Below are 17,932 nucleotides of genomic sequence, written 5' to 3'. Positions count from 1 at the left end.
GGTCGTTACCTCAGAACCTACACAGTGGACGCGAGCAACTGCGGACAAGCCCTCGGCCTATTAGTACCAGTCAACTCCAACCGTTACCGGTCTTCCATATCTGGCCTATCAACCCAGTCGTCTACTGGGAGCCTTAACCCCTCAAAGGGGGAGGGAGTCCTCATCTCGAAGCAGGCTTCCCGCTTAGATGCTTTCAGCGGTTATCCTTTCCGAACGTAGCCAACCAGCCATGCCCTTGGCAGAACAACTGGCACACCAGAGGTCCGTCCGTCCCGGTCCTCTCGTACTAGGGACAGCCCTTCTCAAGACTCCTACGCGCACAGCGGATAGGGACCGAACTGTCTCACGACGTTCTAAACCCAGCTCGCGTACCGCTTTAATGGGCGAACAGCCCAACCCTTGGGACCGACTCCAGCCCCAGGATGCGACGAGCCGACATCGAGGTGCCAAACCATCCCGTCGATATGGACTCTTGGGGAAGATCAGCCTGTTATCCCCGGGGTACCTTTTATCCGTTGAGCGACGGCGCTTCCACAAGCCACCGCCGGATCACTAGTCCCGACTTTCGTCCCTGCTCGACCCGTCAGTCTCACAGTCAAGCTCCCTTGTGCACTTACACTCAACACCTGATTACCAACCAGGCTGAGGGAACCTTTGGGCGCCTCCGTTACCCTTTAGGAGGCAACCGCCCCAGTTAAACTACCCACCAGACACTGTCCCTGATCCGGATCACGGACCCAGGTTAGACATCCAGCACGACCAGAGTGGTATTTCAACAACGACTCCACCCATACTGGCGTACGGGCTTCACAGTCTCCCACCTATCCTACACAAGCCGAACCGAACACCAATATCAAGCTATAGTAAAGGTCCCGGGGTCTTTCCGTCCTGCTGCGCGAAACGAGCATCTTTACTCGTAATGCAATTTCACCGGGCCTATGGTTGAGACAGTCAAGAAGTCGTTACGCCATTCGTGCAGGTCGGAACTTACCCGACAAGGAATTTCGCTACCTTAGGATGGTTATAGTTACCACCGCCGTTTACTGGCGCTTAAGTTCTCAGCCTCGCCCACCCCAAAAGAGTGAACTAACCGGTCCCCTTAACGTTCCAGCACCGGGCAGGCGTCAGTCCGTATACATCGCCTTACAGCTTCGCACGGACCTGTGTTTTTAGTAAACAGTCGCTTCTCGCTGGTCTCTGCGGCCACCCCCAGCTCAAGACGTAAAGCCCATCACCAGGTGTGGCCCCCCTTCTCCCGAAGTTACGGGGGCATTTTGCCGAGTTCCTTAACCATAGTTCACCCGAACGCCTCGGTATTCTCTACCTGACCACCTGAGTCGGTTTAGGGTACGGGCCGCCATGAAACATCGCTAGAGGCTTTTCTCGACAGCATAGGATCATCCACTTCACCACAATCGGCTCGGCATCAGGTCTCACCCCTGGTGAGAGACGGATTTACCTATCTCTCGGGCTACACCCTTACCCCGGGACAACCACCGCCCGGGCTGGACTACCTTCCTGCGTCACCCCATCACTCACCTACTACAAGTCTGGTTCGCCGGCTCCACCACTCCCCTTCACCCGAAGGATCCAGGGCGGCTTCACGGACTTAGCATCGCTTGATTCGATGTTGGGCGCTTCAAAGCGGGTACCGGAATATCAACCGGTTATCCATCGACTACGCCTGTCGGCCTCGCCTTAGGTCCCGACTTACCCTGGGCAGATCAGCTTGACCCAGGAACCCTTAGTCAATCGGCGCACACGTTTCTCACGCATGTATCGCTACTCATGCCTGCATTCTCACTCGTGAACCATCCACAACTCGCTTACGCGGCTGCTTCACCCGGCACACGACGCTCCCCTACCCATCACAGTCCCCGTTAGAGGTATGTACTGCAATGACACGACTTCGGCGGTGTGCTTGAGCCCCGCTACATTGTCGGCGCGGAATCACTTGACCAGTGAGCTATTACGCACTCTTTCAAGGATGGCTGCTTCTAAGCCAACCTCCTGGTTGTCTCTGCGACTCCACATCCTTTCCCACTTAGCACACGCTTAGGGGCCTTAGTCGATGCTCTGGGCTGTTTCCCTCTCGACCATGGAGCTTATCCCCCACAGTCTCACTGCCGCGCTCTCACTTACCGGCATTCGGAGTTTGGCTAAGGTCAGTAACCCGGTAGGGCCCATCGCCTATCCAGTGCTCTACCTCCGGCAAGAAACACACGACGCTGCACCTAAATGCATTTCGGGGAGAACCAGCTATCACGGAGTTTGATTGGCCTTTCACCCCTAACCACAGGTCATCCCCCAGGTTTTCAACCCTGGTGGGTTCGGGCCTCCACGACCTCTTACAGCCGCTTCACCCTGCCCATGGCTAGATCACTCCGCTTCGGGTCTTGAGCATGCTACTCAAACGCCCTCTTAGGACTCGCTTTCGCTACGGCTCCCCCACACGGGTTAACCTCGCAACATACCGCAAACTCGCAGGCTCATTCTTCAAAAGGCACGCAGTCACGACACGAGGAGCAAGCTCCTCGTGCGACGCTCCCACGGCTTGTAGGCACACGGTTTCAGGTACTATTTCACTCCGCTCCCGCGGTACTTTTCACCATTCCCTCACGGTACTATCCGCTATCGGTCACCAGGGAATATTTAGGCTTAACGGGTGGTCCCGCCAGATTCACACAGGATTTCTCGGGCCCTATGCTACTTGGGTGGTCCTCAAGTGAGTTGCTGACATTTCAGCTACGGGGGTCTTACCCTCTACGCCGGGCCTTTCGCATGCCCTTCGCCTACATCAACAATTTGTAACTCACCGACCGTCCGGCAGAACGATCAAGAGAACTCCCACAACCCCGTATGCGCAACCCCTGCCGGGTATCACACACATACGGTTTAGCCTCATCCAGTTTCGCTCGCCACTACTCCCGGAATCACGGTTGTTTTCTCTTCCTGCGGGTACTGAGATGTTTCACTTCCCCGCGTTCCCTCCACATACCCTATGAGTTCAGGTACGGGTGACAGCCCATGACGACTGCCGGGTTTCCCCATTCGGACACCCCCGGATCACAGCTCGGTTGACAGCTCCCCGGGGCCTATCGCGGCCTCCCACGTCCTTCATCGGTTCCTGGTGCCAAGGCATCCACCGTGCGCCCTTAAAAACTTGGCCACAGATGCTCGCGTCCACTGTGCAGTTCTCAAACAACGACCAGCCACCCACCACCCCCGGGACAAACCCGAAGTTCACTGGGACCGGCACCGAAGGAACAGCCTCACGGCCATACCCTCAGACACCCAACAGCGTGCCCGACAAGCCCAGATCCCTTCCCCGTGTTCCACGCCGAAGCAGTACTAACAGGAAAAACATCCACCTTGCCGAGTAGTCAACGTTCCACCCATGAGCAACCAGCACCGGACACTCGCCGGTGTACTGGCCTCTGACCCAGCCGGAGCCGGGTAAGAAGTGCTCCTTAGAAAGGAGGTGATCCAGCCGCACCTTCCGGTACGGCTACCTTGTTACGACTTCGTCCCAATCGCCAGTCCCACCTTCGACGATTCCCTCCCCACAAGGGGGTTGGGCCACCGGCTTCGGGTGTTACCGACTTTCGTGACGTGACGGGCGGTGTGTACAAGGCCCGGGAACGTATTCACCGCAGCAATGCTGATCTGCGATTACTAGCGACTCCGACTTCATGGGGTCGAGTTGCAGACCCCAATCCGAACTGAGACCGGCTTTTTGAGATTCGCTCCACCTCACGGCATCGCAGCTCATTGTACCGGCCATTGTAGCACGTGTGCAGCCCAAGACATAAGGGGCATGATGACTTGACGTCGTCCCCACCTTCCTCCGAGTTGACCCCGGCAGTCTCCTGTGAGTCCCCACCACCCCGAAGAGCGTGCTGGCAACACAGAATAAGGGTTGCGCTCGTTGCGGGACTTAACCCAACATCTCACGACACGAGCTGACGACAGCCATGCACCACCTGTACACCGACCCAAAGGGGGGCACCATCTCTGATGCTTTCCGGTGTATGTCAAGCCTTGGTAAGGTTCTTCGCGTTGCGTCGAATTAAGCCACATGCTCCGCCGCTTGTGCGGGCCCCCGTCAATTCCTTTGAGTTTTAGCCTTGCGGCCGTACTCCCCAGGCGGGGAACTTAATGCGTTAGCTGCGGCACGGACGACGTGGAATGTCGCCCACACCTAGTTCCCAACGTTTACGGCGTGGACTACCAGGGTATCTAATCCTGTTCGCTCCCCACGCTTTCGCTCCTCAGCGTCAGTATCGGCCCAGAGATCCGCCTTCGCCACCGGTGTTCCTCCTGATATCTGCGCATTTCACCGCTACACCAGGAATTCCGATCTCCCCTACCGAACTCTAGCCTGCCCGTATCGAATGCAGACCCGGGGTTAAGCCCCGGGCTTTCACATCCGACGCGACAAGCCGCCTACGAGCTCTTTACGCCCAATAATTCCGGACAACGCTCGCACCCTACGTATTACCGCGGCTGCTGGCACGTAGTTAGCCGGTGCTTCTTCTGCAGGTACCGTCACCCGAAAGCTTCTTCCCTGCTGAAAGAGGTTTACAACCCGAAGGCCGTCATCCCTCACGCGGCGTCGCTGCATCAGGCTTCCGCCCATTGTGCAATATTCCCCACTGCTGCCTCCCGTAGGAGTCTGGGCCGTGTCTCAGTCCCAGTGTGGCCGGTCGCCCTCTCAGGCCGGCTACCCGTCGTCGCCTTGGTAGGCCATCACCCCACCAACAAGCTGATAGGCCGCGGGCTCATCCTGCACCGCCGGAGCTTTCCACCCCCAGACCATGCGGTCGGAGGTCATATCCGGTATTAGACCCCGTTTCCAGGGCTTGTCCCAGAGTGCAGGGCAGATTGCCCACGTGTTACTCACCCGTTCGCCACTAATCCACCACCGAAGCGGCTTCATCGTTCGACTTGCATGTGTTAAGCACGCCGCCAGCGTTCGTCCTGAGCCAGGATCAAACTCTCCGTGAATGCTTCAATTCACGAGAGCGGCACCACCGGACGGAATAAGTCCGAGGTGCACAGCGTCCTCGCTGTAAATTTTTCTCAAAAGAACCACATCCCCAGCAATGCAGGGGACGGGGTATCAACATATCTGGCGTTGACTTTTGGCACGCTGTTGAGTTCTCAAGGAACGGACGCTTCCTTCGGATCCCCTTCCGGGTTTCCTCCGAGCGCTTCCCTTCGTATCTCCAACCTTACCAGATTCTTTCCGGACCGTTTCCGGTCTGAATTTCATCTGAGGGTGTTGGATTCCCTTTGCCTTTCGGCGGTTTCCGACTTTATCAGATTTCTCTGAGCCGGATCTTCCACCCTCCAGGAGGTCCATCAGGCACACGTCCGTGCCGGGATCTCCTCAGGCGGAGCCGTAAACGTACTGGAGCGGGGCGCCCGGATGCAAATCGAGGCGCCCCGCTCCTGCACGAGCTGTGACGGGCCGTCAGACCTCAACAACCACCGGCAGGATCATCGGGCGGCGACGGTAGGTGTCGGAGACCCACTTGCCCACCGTGCGGCGGACCAGCTGCTGGAGCTGGTGGACCTCGGCGACACCGTCCTGGGCCGACCTTGCCATGGCCTCATCCAGCTTGGGGATCACTGCCTTGAAGTCCGCGTCGTCGATGCCCGAGCCCCGGGCCTGAATGTGCGGGCCACCGACAATCTTGCCGGTGGTGCTGTCCACGACCACAAAGATCGAGATGATGCCCTCTTCGCCAAGGATGCGGCGGTCCTTCAGATGGACCTCGGTGATATCGCCGACCGAGAGGCCATCGACGTAGACATACCCGGCCTGGACCTTGCCGACGATGTTCGCCTTGCCCTCGACCAGGTCGACGACGACCCCGTCCTCCGCGATGACCACCCGGTCATGGGGCACACCCGTCTGTGCCCCCAGCTCCGCGTTGGCTCGCAGGTGCCGCCATTCGCCGTGGACCGGCATCAGGTTCTTCGGCTGGCAGATGTTGTAGAAGTACAGCAGCTCGCCGGCCGAGGCGTGTCCGGAGACGTGGACCTTGGCGTTGCCCTTGTGGACCACATTGGCGCCCCAGCGGGTCAGGCCGTTGATCACGCGGAAGACCGCGTTCTCATTGCCCGGGATCAGGGACGACGCCAGGATTACCGTGTCGCCGGGGACGATGCGGATCTGGTGTTCGCGGTTGGCCATCCGGGACAGCGCGGCCATCGGCTCGCCCTGGGAACCCGTACAGACGAGCACAACCTCGTGCTCTGGCAGATCGTCGAGCGTCTTGACGTCCACGACGAGACCGGCGGGCACCTTGAGGTAGCCCAGGTCCCGGGCGATGCCCATATTGCGGACCATCGAGCGACCGACAAAAGCCACCCGCCGCCCGTTTTCGTAAGCCGCGTCGAGGATCTGCTGGATCCGGTGGACGTGACTGGCGAAGCTCGCCACGATGATGCGCTTCTGGGCGCTGGCGAAAACCTGGCCCAGGACCTGGGAGATATCGCGCTCGGGCGGGACGAATCCCGGTACCTCGGAGTTGGTCGAGTCGGCGAGCAGCAGGTCGATGCCCTCCTCGCCGAGCCGCGCGAAGGCTCGCAGGTCGGTGAGGCGGCCGTCGAGCGGCAGCTGGTCCATCTTGAAGTCGCCGGTGTGCACCGTAAGGCCCGCCGGGGTGCGGATGGCAACGGCCAGCGCGTCCGGGATCGAGTGGTTGACGGCGATGAATTCGCAGTCGAAGAGGCCGATGCGCTCGCGGTGGCCCTCCTCGACCTCCAGCGTGTACGGCCGGATGCGGTGCTCTTGGAGCTTGGCCTCGATGAGGGCGAGGGTCAGCTTGGAGCCGATCAGCGGGATGTCCGGCTTCTCACGCAGGAGAAACGGGACACCTCCGATGTGGTCCTCGTGGCCGTGCGTCAGCACGATGCCCTCGATGTCGTCGAGGCGGTTCCGGATGGAGGTGAAGTCCGGCAGGATCAGGTCGACGCCTGGCTGCTCCTCTTCGGGGAACAGCACACCGCAGTCGACGATGAGCAGGCGGCCGCCGTACTCGAAAACCGTCATATTGCGGCCGATCTCGCCCAGGCCGCCAAGGGGTGTGACGCGTAGGCCTCCCTTGGGGAGTACCGGAGGCGGACCCAGCTCGGGGTGTGGATGACTCAAAAGACACTCCTTACCGCGCAGCGCCACGCACCCCCGGGGGCGCGTGGCGCGCGACTGTCGTGCACTTGCAGTTGTTGGTCGGTGTTCAGTTGTGAAGTCTGTTGTCTAGAGCTGTACCCCGCCGGCGGAAAGATCCCGCTTGAGCTGCTCGGTTTCCTCTTCAGACAGCTCTACGAGCGGCAGCCGCAGGGGTCCGCCGGGCAGGCCCTGCAGGCCGAGGGCCGCCTTGGTGGTGATCACGCCCTGGGTGCGGAACATGCCGGTGAAGACTGGCAGGAGCTTCTGGTGGATCTCGGTCGCCTTGGCGACATCACCGTTCAGGTGAGACTCCAGAAGTGACCGCAGCTCGGGGGTCACCACATGGCCGACCACGGAAACAAAACCGATCGCGCCGACCGAGAGGAGCGGCAGGTTGAGCATGTCGTCGCCCGAGTACCAGGCTAGCCCGCTGGCTGCGATGGCCCAGCTCGCGCGGCCGAGGTCGCCCTTGGCGTCCTTGTTGGCGACGATGCGCGGGTGCTCAGCGAGCCGGACCATCGTCTCGGTGTTGATCGGAACGCCGGAGCGGCCGGGGATGTCGTAGAGCATGACCGGCAGGTCGGTGGCGTCGGCGATGGCGGTGAAGTGGCGGTACAGACCCTCCTGCGGGGGCTTGCTGTAGTACGGCGTCACGGCCAGCAGACCGTGGGCGCCCGCCCGCTCGGCGGCGCGGGCCAGCTCCAGGCTGTGCCGGGTGTCATTGGTGCCCGCTCCGGCCACGATGTGGGCGCGGTCGCCGACCGCCTCGACCACTGCTCGTACGAGCTGGGCTTTCTCCGCATCGCTGGTCGTCGGGGACTCGCCGGTGGTGCCATTGACGATCAGACCGTCATTGCCGGCATCCACCAGGTGGGCAGCGAGCTGCTGCGCGCCATCGACGTCTAGTGCGCCGTCCGCGGTGAACGGCGTGACCATCGCGGTCAGGACCCGCCCGAAGGGCGTCTGCGGTGTGGAGGTCGGAGCCATAGGTCCCACGCTACTCGCAGCCCGCTACTGCTTGCTCCCTCGGGGGAGGTCAGATGTGGATCCCGGCACTGCCTGCTCGGGGGTTCAAGCAGTGCCGGGTCCGTACATTCAGCCTAGATGAACTTTATGAACTACCGCAATCCGGACACAACGGACGGTTACGGTGCGACGCGTCCGTTGGCGTTGAAAGCTGCATGCGTCAGCGGCATGAGCTTGGCCCACTCCGCCTCCATCCGCTCACCGACCATCTCGATCTCGCGCTGCGGGAAGGACGGCACCTTGGCCAACTCGTGCTGGGTACGCAGTCCGAGGAAGTGCATCAGCGAGCGGGCGTTGCAGGTGGCGTACATCGAGGAGTAGAGCCCCACCGGAAGGGTGGCCCGGGCGACCTCACGGGCGACGCCCGCCGCAAGCATCTCCTGGTACGCCTCATAGGAGTGCTGGTAAGAGTCGATCATGACCCGGCCGACCAGCTCCTGCTGCGCCTGGGTGCCCTCGACGAACTCATACTTTCCCGGCCGACCCTGCTGAACGAGCTTGCGGGACTCATCCGGAACGTAGAAGACCGGCTCCAGCTGCCGGTACCTCCCGCTCTCCTCGTTGTAGCTCCATCCGACCCGGTGCCGGTGGAATTCCCGGAACACGAAGAGCGGGGCACTGATGAAGAACGTCATCGAGTTGTGCTCGAAGGGACTGCCGTGCCGGTCCCGCATCAGGTAGTTGATCAAACCCTTTGAGCGCTCCGGATCCTTGTGCAGCTCGTCCAGGGACTGCTCCCCGGCAGTGGAGACCCGGGCCGCCCACAGCACATCGGTGTCGGCGGCGCTGTGCTTGACCAGCTCGACGGTCATATCGCTGCGGAAACGGGGCTTGTCGTCGGTCACCTGCGGGTTCCTTCCATGTACGTCAGCCAGGGCGGCGCCCAGCCTACGGCGCACCACTGACACAGACAGCACGGACCACGACGCAACTTTTTACCCGGTTCGTACGTCTATCCGGGTAACAGCTCGCAGCAGCAGACCACGAGCGAAGATCACGAGCGTTAGATCACGATGGGGGAAGGGACCGCCATGTTCCGCCGCGGAGAGCCCGTACCGTTTGCCTTTGTCGCCGAGGCCGACCGGTTCCGCAGCAATGTCACTCCTCCCCCGCGAGAACGTGCGACGCTCCCCCAGATAGCCGGACGGACCCTGTTCGGGCTCGTCGTCGTCTCCGGGCTGGTCGGCTCGCTGCTCCTCGGTATGCCTGCGCTCGATGCCCATCAGCAGAGCGAGAAGACCCAGCAGCAGGAAGCCTCCCAGGGACGCTGATGTACGCGGGGCGCGCCGGGCAGCGCCCTGGTGTGGTCCTCCCCTCGCTCCCCCGATAACCTCACCGGTCACAGGACTTGTCCTGTCGCATGTTCCGGATCGTGAGCGAGGACCCGCCGTGCCCCTGACCTTTCTGACGGCCGACCGTGAGCTGAACGCCCCGTCCACCCCGTCGGAGGTGCCGCTGCCCTACGCGGACCCGGGCTACTGGCGGCGGCCGTACCGGCCTGGGCCCTGGCGGGTCGCCGCAGCCGCGATACTGCTGCTGCTCGCCTCGTATCTGCTGATCTCCGCAATGATCATCGCGCTGGCGGGCACGCTCGCCGGAGCGGGCATCTGTGTGGGCGTGGCCGCGCTCGTGATCGGCTATGTGATGCGGATGCTCCGGATCGGCGTATGGGCCAGCTCCCATGGGCTACGCCAGGTGAAGCTCTTCCGGACCACGGCCCTGGCATGGGGTGACATCGCCGCCGTACGGACCGTACAGCAGCCCGTTCGGTGGTTCGGGCTGCCCCGCACGGTGCAGGGGCAGGCGCTGATCGCCCACCGGCACGGCGACGGGCGGCCACGGACGCTGCTGACCGACCACAACGCGGACTTCCTGTCCAAGCCGGAGGCCTTCGACCGGGCGGCCGATGTGGTGGAGGCCTGGGCTGCGGACTACTGCGGGGGCTACCGGGGCTGAGGCTCCCGCTGTTCCGCTCGGTGCAGGGCGATCGCCCGCTGCATCGCCTTGCGCGCGCGAGGAGTGTCGCGGGCGTCGTGGTAGGCAACGGCCAGCCGGAACCAGCTGCGCCAGTCGCCCGGGCTCTGTTCGGCCTCGGCCTGCCGCTTGGCGAAGACAGCGTCGGCTGAGTCGCGGTCGATACGGCCGCCGGGGGTGCGCTTCAGCTCATCGACCGGCAGCCCGCCCTCGGCCTCCAGCTCCTGGGCGAGCTTGCTCGCACAGTGCGCGAAGCGGGTGCTGTGCCACAGGAACCAGGCGCCGATGAACGGCAGGACGAGCACGGCGACACCGAAGGGGACCGTCACGGCCGTGCCCTGCTTGATCAGCAGCACTCCCCGGCTGCCGACCAGCACGAAGTAGACGACGAGGACCGCCGCCAAGGCGAAATAGGTGAGCTTCGCGCGCATGAGCAGCCCTAGCCGTCCAGATCAAGGAAGTGTTCGAGCCCGAAGGTCAGACCCGGGGTGTGCACGATCCGCCGCACGCCGAGCAGCACGCCCGGCATAAAAGAAGAGCGGTTCATCGAGTCATGGCGGATGGTGAGCATCTCACCCTCCCCGCCGAACAGCACCTCCTGGTGCGCGACCAGGCCGCGCAGCCGCACCGCGTGCACCGGAACACCGTCCACATCCGCACCGCGGGCGCCCTCCAGAGCGGTGCTGGTGGCGTCGGGCTGCGGCGCGCAGTCCGCCTCGGCGCGGGCCTCTGCGATGAGCTGAGCGGTGCGTACAGCGGTGCCGCTGGGAGCGTCGGCCTTGTTCGGGTGGTGCAGCTCAACGACCTCGACCGACTCGAAGAAGCGGGCCGCCTGGCGGGCGAAGCGCATGGTGAGCACGGCCCCGATGCCGAAGTTGGGAGCGATCAGCACGCCGGTGCTGGGCGAGTCGGCGAGCCAGCCGCGCAGGGCGGTGAGGCGGCCCTCGGTCCAGCCGGTGGTGCCGACGACGCCGTGGATGCCGTTGCGGACACAGAACTCGAGGTTCTCGAGGACCGACTCGGGGTGCGTCAGCTCGACCGCGACCTGGGCGCCGGCCTCGGTCAGCGTTTCCAGCCGGTCCTCACGGCCCAGCGCGGCGACCAGGTCCATGTCGTCGGCGGCCTCGATGGCCCGTACGGCCTCGGAGCCCATACGGCCCTTGGCGCCGATTACGGCGACGCGCAGCTTGCTCATCGTTCCTTCTGCTTCCTCTTCTGCGGTGGTGTGGTGCGGGGTGGTTACTGCCCAGCCCCGCCCCTAAGCGACCGCCTCGTCCAGGCTGGCGGCTTGTTTCTCGTTCAGGGGGCCGATGACGGACAGGGAGGGCCGCTGCCCCAGAACCTCGGCGGCCACCTCCCGGATGTCATCGGGGGTGACAGCGGCTATCCGGGCCAGCATGTCATCCACGGACATCTGATCACCCCAGCACAGCTCACTCTTGCCGATACGGTGCATCAGCGCCCCGGTGTCCTCCAGACCCAGCACCGTGGAACCGGAGAGCTGCCCGATCGCCCGGTCCACCTCATCGTCGGGGAGACCGTGCTCGGCGACATGCTCAAGCTCGTCACGGCAGATCTTCAGCACATCGTGCACCTGACCCGGGCGACAGCCCGCGTAGACGCCGAAGAGGCCGCAGTCGGCATAGCCGGAGGTGTAGGAGTACACCGAGTAGGCCAGCCCGCGCTTCTCCCGGACCTCCTGGAAGAGCCGGGAGCTCATGCCGCCGCCGAGAGCGGAGTTGAGCACTCCCAGCGCCCAGCGGCGCTCATCGGTGCGGGCGATACCGGGCATGCCCAGGATGACGTGCGCCTGCTCGCTGCGCCGGTCCAGCAGGTCGACCCTGCCACCGGGGCGGATCAGGCGGTGGCCGGAGCGGGGTGGGACCGGCTCGGCGTCGGTACGGGAGAGCGCCCCGGCCTTCTCGAAGGCGGCGCGCACGTGGCGTACGACCGTGGCGTGGTCGATATTGCCCGCTGCCGCCACGACCAGATGGGTGGGGTCGTAGTGCTTCTTGTAGAAGCGGGCGATGCGGTCCCGGGTGAGCGCGTTGACCGTGCCGACGGTGCCCAGGACCGGGCGGCCCAGGGGGGTGTCGCCGAAGATGGTGTGGGCGAACAGGTCGTGGACGCAGTCGCCCGGGTCGTCCTCGGTCATGGCGATCTCTTCGAGGATGACGCCGCGCTCGGCGATGACGTCCTCGTTCCGGATCACCGAGCCGGTGAGCATGTCGCAGACGACATCGATGGCGAGCGGCAGATCCGTATCGAGCACCCGCGCGTAGTAGCAGGTGTACTCCTTCGCGGTGAAGGCGTTCATCTCGCCGCCGACCGCGTCGAGGGCGGCGGAGATGTCGAGGGCGCTACGGGTCCTGGTGCCCTTGAAGAGCAGGTGCTCCAGATAGTGGGTGGCACCGCCAAGCGCCGGGGTCTCATCGCGGGAGCCGACATGCGCCCAGATGCCGAAGGTGGCGGAGCGAACGGACGGCAGCGTCTCGGTGACGATCCGAAGACCGCCCGGCAGGACGGTTTTACGGACCGTGCCGATGCCGTGCTCGCCCTTGAGGAGCGTCTTGGTCGTGGGTCGGCTACGGGCGACGGCCCGCCCCTCCGGAAAAGCGGTGGGGCGGGCCGTCGTACGAGGCGTACGCGTCACTTGTCGGCGTCGTCCTTCTTTTCGTTCTCGTCACCCTCGGCCTCGGCCTCGTCCAGGACGGGGATGAGGGAGAGCTTGCCGCGCTGGTCGATCTCGGCGATCTCGACCTGGACCTTCTGGCCGACGCCGAGGACATCCTCGACGTTCTCCACACGCTTGCCGCCGGCGAGCTTGCGGATCTGCGAGATGTGCAGCAGGCCGTCCTTGCCCGGGAGCAGGGAGACGAAGGCACCGAAGGTGGTGGTCTTCACGACCGTGCCCAGGTAACGCTCGCCGACCTCGGGCATCGTCGGGTTGGCGATGCCGTTGATCGTGGTGCGGGCGGCCTCGGCGGCCGGGCCGTCGGCGGCACCGATGTAGATGGTGCCGTCGTCCTCGATGGTGATGTCGGCGCCGGTGTCCTCCTGGATCTGGTTGATCATCTTGCCCTTGGGGCCGATGACCTCACCGATCTTGTCAACCGGGATCTTCACTGTGATGATCCGGGGGGCGTTCGGGGACATCTCGTCCGGGACCTCGATGGCCTCGGTCATCACATCGAGGATGTGCAGCCGGGCGTCACGGGCCTGCTTGAGGGCCGCGGCCAGGACGGAGGCCGGGATGCCCTCCAGCTTGGTGTCGAGCTGGAGGGCGGTGACGAACTGCTGCGTACCGGCGACCTTGAAGTCCATGTCACCGAAGGCGTCCTCCGCACCGAGGATGTCGGTGAGGGTGACGTAGTGGGTCTCACCCTCGATCTCCTGGGAGATCAGGCCCATGGCGATACCGGCGACCGGGGCCTTGAGCGGCACACCGGCGTTCAGCAGCGACATCGTCGAGGCGCAGACCGAGCCCATGGACGTCGAGCCATTCGAGCCCAGCGCCTCGGAGACCTGGCGGATGGCGTACGGGAACTCCTCGCGGGTCGGCAGCACGGGCAGGATCGCCCGCTCGGCCAGCGCGCCGTGACCGATCTCGCGGCGCTTGGGCGTGCCGACGCGGCCGGTCTCACCGGTGGAGTACGGCGGGAAGATGTAGTTGTGCATGTAGCGCTTGCGCGTCACCGGGTTGAGGGTGTCGAGCATCTGCTCCATCCGGAGCATGTTCAGCGTGGTGACGCCCAGGATCTGGGTCTCCCCGCGCTCGAAGAGCGCCGAGCCGTGCACCCGCGGGATGGCCTCGACCTCGGCGGCCAGGGTGCGGATGTCGGTGAGACCGCGGCCGTCGATCCGCTTCTTCTCCTTGATGACGCGCTCCCGGACCAGTGTCTTGGTCAGCGAGCGGTACGCGGCGGAGATCTCCTTCTCGCGGCCCTCGAACTGCGGGAGCAGCTTCTCGGCGGCCAGCGCCTTGACGCGGTCCAGCTCGGCCTCGCGCTCCTGCTTACCGGCGATGGTCAGCGCCTGGGCGAGCTCATCGCGGACGGCGGCGGTCAGCGCCTCCAGGATGTCGTCCTGGTACTCAAGGAAGACGGGGAACTCACCGGTGGGCTTGGCGGCCTTGGCGGCGAGGTCGGCCTGAGCCTTGCAGAGCACCTTGATGAAGGGCTTCGCGGCCTCCAGACCAGCGGCGACGATCTCCTCGGTCGGCGCCTCTGCGCCACCCTTGACCAGCTCAACGGTCTTCTCGGTGGCCTCGGCCTCGACCATCATGATCGCGACATCGCCGTCCGGCAGCACACGGCCGGCCACGACCATGTCGAAGACGGCGTCCTCAAGCTCGGTGTGGGTGGGGAAGGCCACCCACTGGCCCTTGATCAGGGCGACCCGGGTGCCGCCGATCGGGCCCGAGAAGGGCAGGCCCGCGAGCTGCGTGGAGCAGGAGGCGGCATTGATGGCCACCACGTCGTAGAGGTGGTCGGGGTTGAGCGCCTCGATCGTCTCAACGATCTGGATCTCGTTACGCAGGCCCTTCTTGAAGGAGGGGCGCAGCGGGCGGTCGATCAGACGGCAGGTGAGGATCGCGTCCTCACTCGGCCGTCCCTCGCGCCGGAAGAAGGAGCCAGGGATCTTGCCAATGGCATACATCCGCTCCTCGACATCCACCGTCAGCGGGAAGAAGTCGAGCTGCTCTTTGGGGTGCTTGGAAGCGGTGGTGGCCGACAGGACCATGGTCTCGTCGTCCAGGTACGCGACGGCGGACCCTGCGGCCTGCTTGGCCAGACGGCCCGTCTCGAAGCGGATGGTGCGGGTGCCGAAGGCGCCGTTGTCGATGACGGCCTCGGCGTAGTGGGTCTCGTTCTCCACCAGGAATATCTCCTCGTCTGCGTCCGCGCCCGTATGGCGGCGGACCATCTGCAGGTGGAGCGCTCCCTGTGCGGGCCGGTCTTCGATCGAAGCTCCCGGAAGCCTGTGGTTGTCCGGGGGCCACTACCGAGGACCGACGTCGGGCGGGCGCGCCCCGCCTCGTTATCTATGGGGTTGTCTATGTCGTTGTGGGACCAGCCTACAAAGGTTCTGCTCCCGACGACTTTCTCTGTACGGCAAAGGGAGCGGCCCCCTCCGGTTGGAAGCCGCTCCCTTCATCACGTCTTAGCGGGCACCCGCCGCACCACGGCGGATACCGAGGCGCTCGACCAGGGCGCGGAAGCGCTGGATGTCCTTCTTCGCCAGGTACTGCAGCAGCCGGCGGCGCTGGCCGACCAGAAGCAGCAGACCACGGCGGGAGTGGTGGTCGTGCTTGTGGGTCTTCAGGTGCTCGGTCAGGTCAGAGATACGGCGGGAGAGCAGCGCCACCTGGACCTCGGGGGAGCCGGTGTCACCCTCCTTGGTGGCGAACTCGGCCATGATCTGCTTCTTCGTTGCGGCATCGAGAGACGACACGCGTACTCCTCAAACTTCTGTGGGCAGCCACCGAGTGCCCCTGGTCTTGGTCTCAGGGGAGCTTCCGTAACTCGGGAGGCGGGGATCCGCTGGGCGCTTCCTCCAGAGGGGGCCTCCAGGAGGTGCGTACACAAACGGCCACAGAGAAGGCTACACCAGCCCCGCCACCGCCCTTGAACGGCGACCTCGCACCGCCCGCCTGCGCCACGGTGACATCAGTCGCTGCCGCGACGGGCCGTCCGTCGGTGGCGGCCGGGCGCCGTCGTCGACGGAGGGGATTCCCCTAACCCGGCCCCTTCCCGAAACTGGGGACTCCGCCCCCAGACCCCCACCCTGTTGTGGGCACTCGCAGCCCCGCGAGGGGCTGTGGGTGGGCACAACACCGGCCACCGGCCGCACCGGGCCACCCCCCGGGGCCCCGGGGCGAAGCCCCGGTTTCCGGGAAGGGGCGGGAATTGGGGAAACCCCACCCCGGCACTCCGGAGCCGGGCGGAGCCCCGCCACGCGGCGGAGCCGCATATCGGCACAGCCGGGAAGGGGCGGGATACGGGGACACCCACCCACGGCACCCCGCGGCGGGGGGTGGCGCGGGCATGGCCCGGCAACGGGGCCACCCGGCGAGCCCGCGCCAGGACTCCCGCGCCCGAGGCGGAGCCCCGGTGACAAAGGAGGGAGCCCTAGCTCGTCATAGCGCGCGCCGCAGCGTAAACCTCCAGCACCGCCAAACACAGCGGCACCAAAGAAAGCAGCACAAACCCCTCAAAAATATCCAGCATCCGCCCCCAGAAGGGCGACACCCCCTTGCGCGGAACGATCAGCCCCACCGCCACCAGAATCGCCGCCCCGAAGGCGATACTGCCGGAGAACCACACGGTGTGAATGTTGAGCGGCCCGCTGTCACCATCCCGGTACAGCGCCTGCAGCGCCTCCACCGGCGGATCCAGGGCGATGCCCAGAAGCAGCAACAGCAGCGTGACGAGCCCGCCGATCAGCAGGCAGGCGACCTGCGACGTGTAGTCGAAGAGCCGGGCCCGCAGCATCATGGCCACACCGGCGGACAGCGCCAGCAGCTGAGCCCAGCCGTTGTCGGAGAAGCCCAGGACCACCCCGGCCGCGGCGACGACAAGCGCCGAGCAGCCCGCGACCAGACCGAGCAGCAGCTCATGACCACGCCGTGCCTGTGCGCCGATCCGCAGGAAGTCGACGGGCTCCTGCTCCGGCGCCCGCTTGCCGCCGTCGTCGTAGTCCCGCCCCTGGGCGATCTGGTCGGGCGAGCGGTATCCAATGGGCAGCCGGGCGAACCGCGCCGACAGACCGGGCAGCCAGGCCACGATCGCGATCCCTACCACAGCGGTGACAGCGGCGACCTCCCGCGGCGGGGCGTCCGTAAGAATGGCCACGAAGGTGGCGATCGTGCCGATGGCCGCCAGGAACGCCGCGGCGACAAACGGCGAGTCCCCCCGCGGCAGCAGCGCCACCAGCAGCACCGAGGCGATCAGCACGACGACGCACCCCACGAGGAAGTGCAGCCGGCCAGGTCCCTCCCCCCGCTCCAGCCCGAAGACCCCGGAACCGGCGAGCAGCAGATGCGGCAATGCAGCCAGCCCGAGGGCGATCGACGAGCCGCGGTCGTCGTAGACCCGCGCGCGCACCCCGGCGAGCGCGACCAGGGCGACACCGGTGACGGCGGCGATGATGCCCGGCAGCCCGTGCATATCGCGTTCCAGCGGGTTCGCGAACCACAGCACGAAGGCCATCATCGCCAGCAGCAGCACACCCGCCGTAAGACCGGCGGCGTTCATCAGCTCGTCGCTCCAGCGACGGCGGTCGCGCCGCACCGCCGAGGAAACAGCGTCGGACACATCGTCGAAGACGGCCGACGGCAGCGACTCGGCGAAGGGCCGCAGCAGCAGCACATCGCCGTCGAGGATGCGCTGCTCGGCCAGGGAGCGTCCGGCATCCAGTACCGTGCCGTCGCGGCGCACCAGGTGATACCCGGTCGGGCTGCCCTCGGCCTGTGACTGGCCGGACAGCTGCAGAATCTCCGGGTAGATATCGACAAGCGGGACGTCCTCGGGCAGCGCCACGTCAATCCGTGCGTCCGGCGCGGCAACTGTGACCCGGCAGAAGCCGGTCCCTGCGGTCGTACTCACCTGGCGGTGCCCCCTCATCCGTGGTGGGTGAACTGCGCACGCCGCCATAGCAATGGCGGCGGCGGTGCGTCAGCGTACCGCCGTACGTACCAAAGCCCCCACCCGACCCTGTGGTTGTCCGTGGTCAGTAGGATCACCGACCTGT

The 17,932-nt window shown here is 64.9% G+C and carries 11 protein-coding genes and 2 rRNA genes; 2 read left to right on the top strand and 11 right to left on the bottom strand.

What is annotated here, in order from left to right; genetic code table 11:
- Window positions 1-40: 40 nt before the first annotated feature.
- From test1122_RS21060 to thyX, 5 genes are all read right to left on the bottom strand, one after another.
- Window positions 41-3,169 (bottom strand): 23S ribosomal RNA (locus test1122_RS21060).
- A gap of 305 nt (window positions 3,170-3,474) precedes the next feature.
- Window positions 3,475-5,007: ribosomal RNA gene (locus test1122_RS21055) — 16S ribosomal RNA — on the bottom strand.
- The 16S and 23S rRNA genes sit together here, the layout of an rRNA operon.
- A gap of 469 nt (window positions 5,008-5,476) precedes the next feature.
- Entirely contained in the window at window positions 5,477-7,162 is a 1,686-nt protein-coding gene (locus test1122_RS21050) for a ribonuclease J (RefSeq protein WP_232270718.1), read from the bottom strand.
- 105 nt (window positions 7,163-7,267) lie between these two features.
- Window positions 7,268-8,167 carry a 4-hydroxy-tetrahydrodipicolinate synthase gene (gene dapA, locus test1122_RS21045; RefSeq protein ID WP_232270717.1) on the bottom strand — a complete coding sequence of 300 codons (900 nt, stop codon included), beginning with the start codon at window positions 8,165-8,167 and terminating at the stop codon, window positions 7,268-7,270.
- Window positions 8,168-8,325: 158 nt separating this feature from the next.
- Window positions 8,326-9,018, bottom strand: coding sequence for an FAD-dependent thymidylate synthase (thyX, locus tag test1122_RS21040; protein WP_232272017.1), 693 nt, complete (start codon window positions 9,016-9,018; stop codon window positions 8,326-8,328).
- 219 nt (window positions 9,019-9,237) lie between these two features.
- Here thyX and test1122_RS21035 point away from each other — a divergent pair, with 219 nt between their 5' ends.
- Together test1122_RS21035 and test1122_RS21030 are read left to right on the top strand one after the other, a co-directional pair.
- Window positions 9,238-9,477, top strand: coding sequence for a hypothetical protein (locus tag test1122_RS21035; RefSeq protein WP_232270716.1), 240 nt, complete (start codon window positions 9,238-9,240; stop codon window positions 9,475-9,477).
- A gap of 118 nt (window positions 9,478-9,595) precedes the next feature.
- The gene (locus test1122_RS21030; RefSeq protein WP_232270715.1) at window positions 9,596-10,162 is read left to right on the top strand and encodes a PH domain-containing protein; all 567 of its coding nucleotides are present in this window, start codon (window positions 9,596-9,598) and stop codon (window positions 10,160-10,162) included.
- On the opposite strand, the gene test1122_RS21025 is transcribed toward test1122_RS21030, so the two are convergent.
- The 6 genes from test1122_RS21025 to eccD all read right to left on the bottom strand — a co-directional run bounded on the left by test1122_RS21025 (window position 10,150) and on the right by eccD (window position 17,787).
- The gene (locus tag test1122_RS21025; RefSeq protein WP_232270714.1) at window positions 10,150-10,611 is read right to left on the bottom strand and encodes a tetratricopeptide repeat protein; all 462 of its coding nucleotides are present in this window, start codon (window positions 10,609-10,611) and stop codon (window positions 10,150-10,152) included. The genes test1122_RS21030 and test1122_RS21025 overlap by 13 nt on opposite strands.
- 8 nt (window positions 10,612-10,619) lie before the next feature.
- A complete protein-coding gene (dapB, locus tag test1122_RS21020) occupies window positions 10,620-11,375 on the bottom strand; it encodes a 4-hydroxy-tetrahydrodipicolinate reductase (RefSeq protein ID WP_232270713.1) in 756 nt (251 codons plus the stop codon).
- Between the two features lie 63 nt (window positions 11,376-11,438).
- Window positions 11,439-12,833 carry a M16 family metallopeptidase gene (locus tag test1122_RS21015; RefSeq protein WP_232270712.1) on the bottom strand — a complete coding sequence of 465 codons (1,395 nt, stop codon included), beginning with the start codon at window positions 12,831-12,833 and terminating at the stop codon, window positions 11,439-11,441.
- A complete protein-coding gene (locus test1122_RS21010) occupies window positions 12,830-15,058 on the bottom strand; it encodes a polyribonucleotide nucleotidyltransferase (protein ID WP_232272016.1) in 2,229 nt (742 codons plus the stop codon). The genes test1122_RS21015 and test1122_RS21010 overlap by 4 nt, the downstream gene beginning before the upstream one ends.
- A gap of 285 nt (window positions 15,059-15,343) precedes the next feature.
- Entirely contained in the window at window positions 15,344-15,634 is a 291-nt protein-coding gene (rpsO, locus tag test1122_RS21005) for a 30S ribosomal protein S15 (protein ID WP_277879866.1), read from the bottom strand.
- Window positions 15,635-16,311: 677 nt separating this feature from the next.
- The gene (eccD, locus tag test1122_RS21000) at window positions 16,312-17,787 is read right to left on the bottom strand and encodes a type VII secretion integral membrane protein EccD (protein ID WP_232270711.1); all 1,476 of its coding nucleotides are present in this window, start codon (window positions 17,785-17,787) and stop codon (window positions 16,312-16,314) included.
- Between the last annotated feature and the right edge of the window lie 145 nt (window positions 17,788-17,932).

This window comes from Streptomyces gobiensis, assembly GCF_021216675.1.
GTDB lineage: Bacteria > Actinomycetota > Actinomycetes > Streptomycetales > Streptomycetaceae > Streptomyces > Streptomyces gobiensis.
The sequence above is the reverse complement of the archived record's forward strand: the minus strand, read 5'-3'. Positions and strand labels throughout refer to the sequence as shown.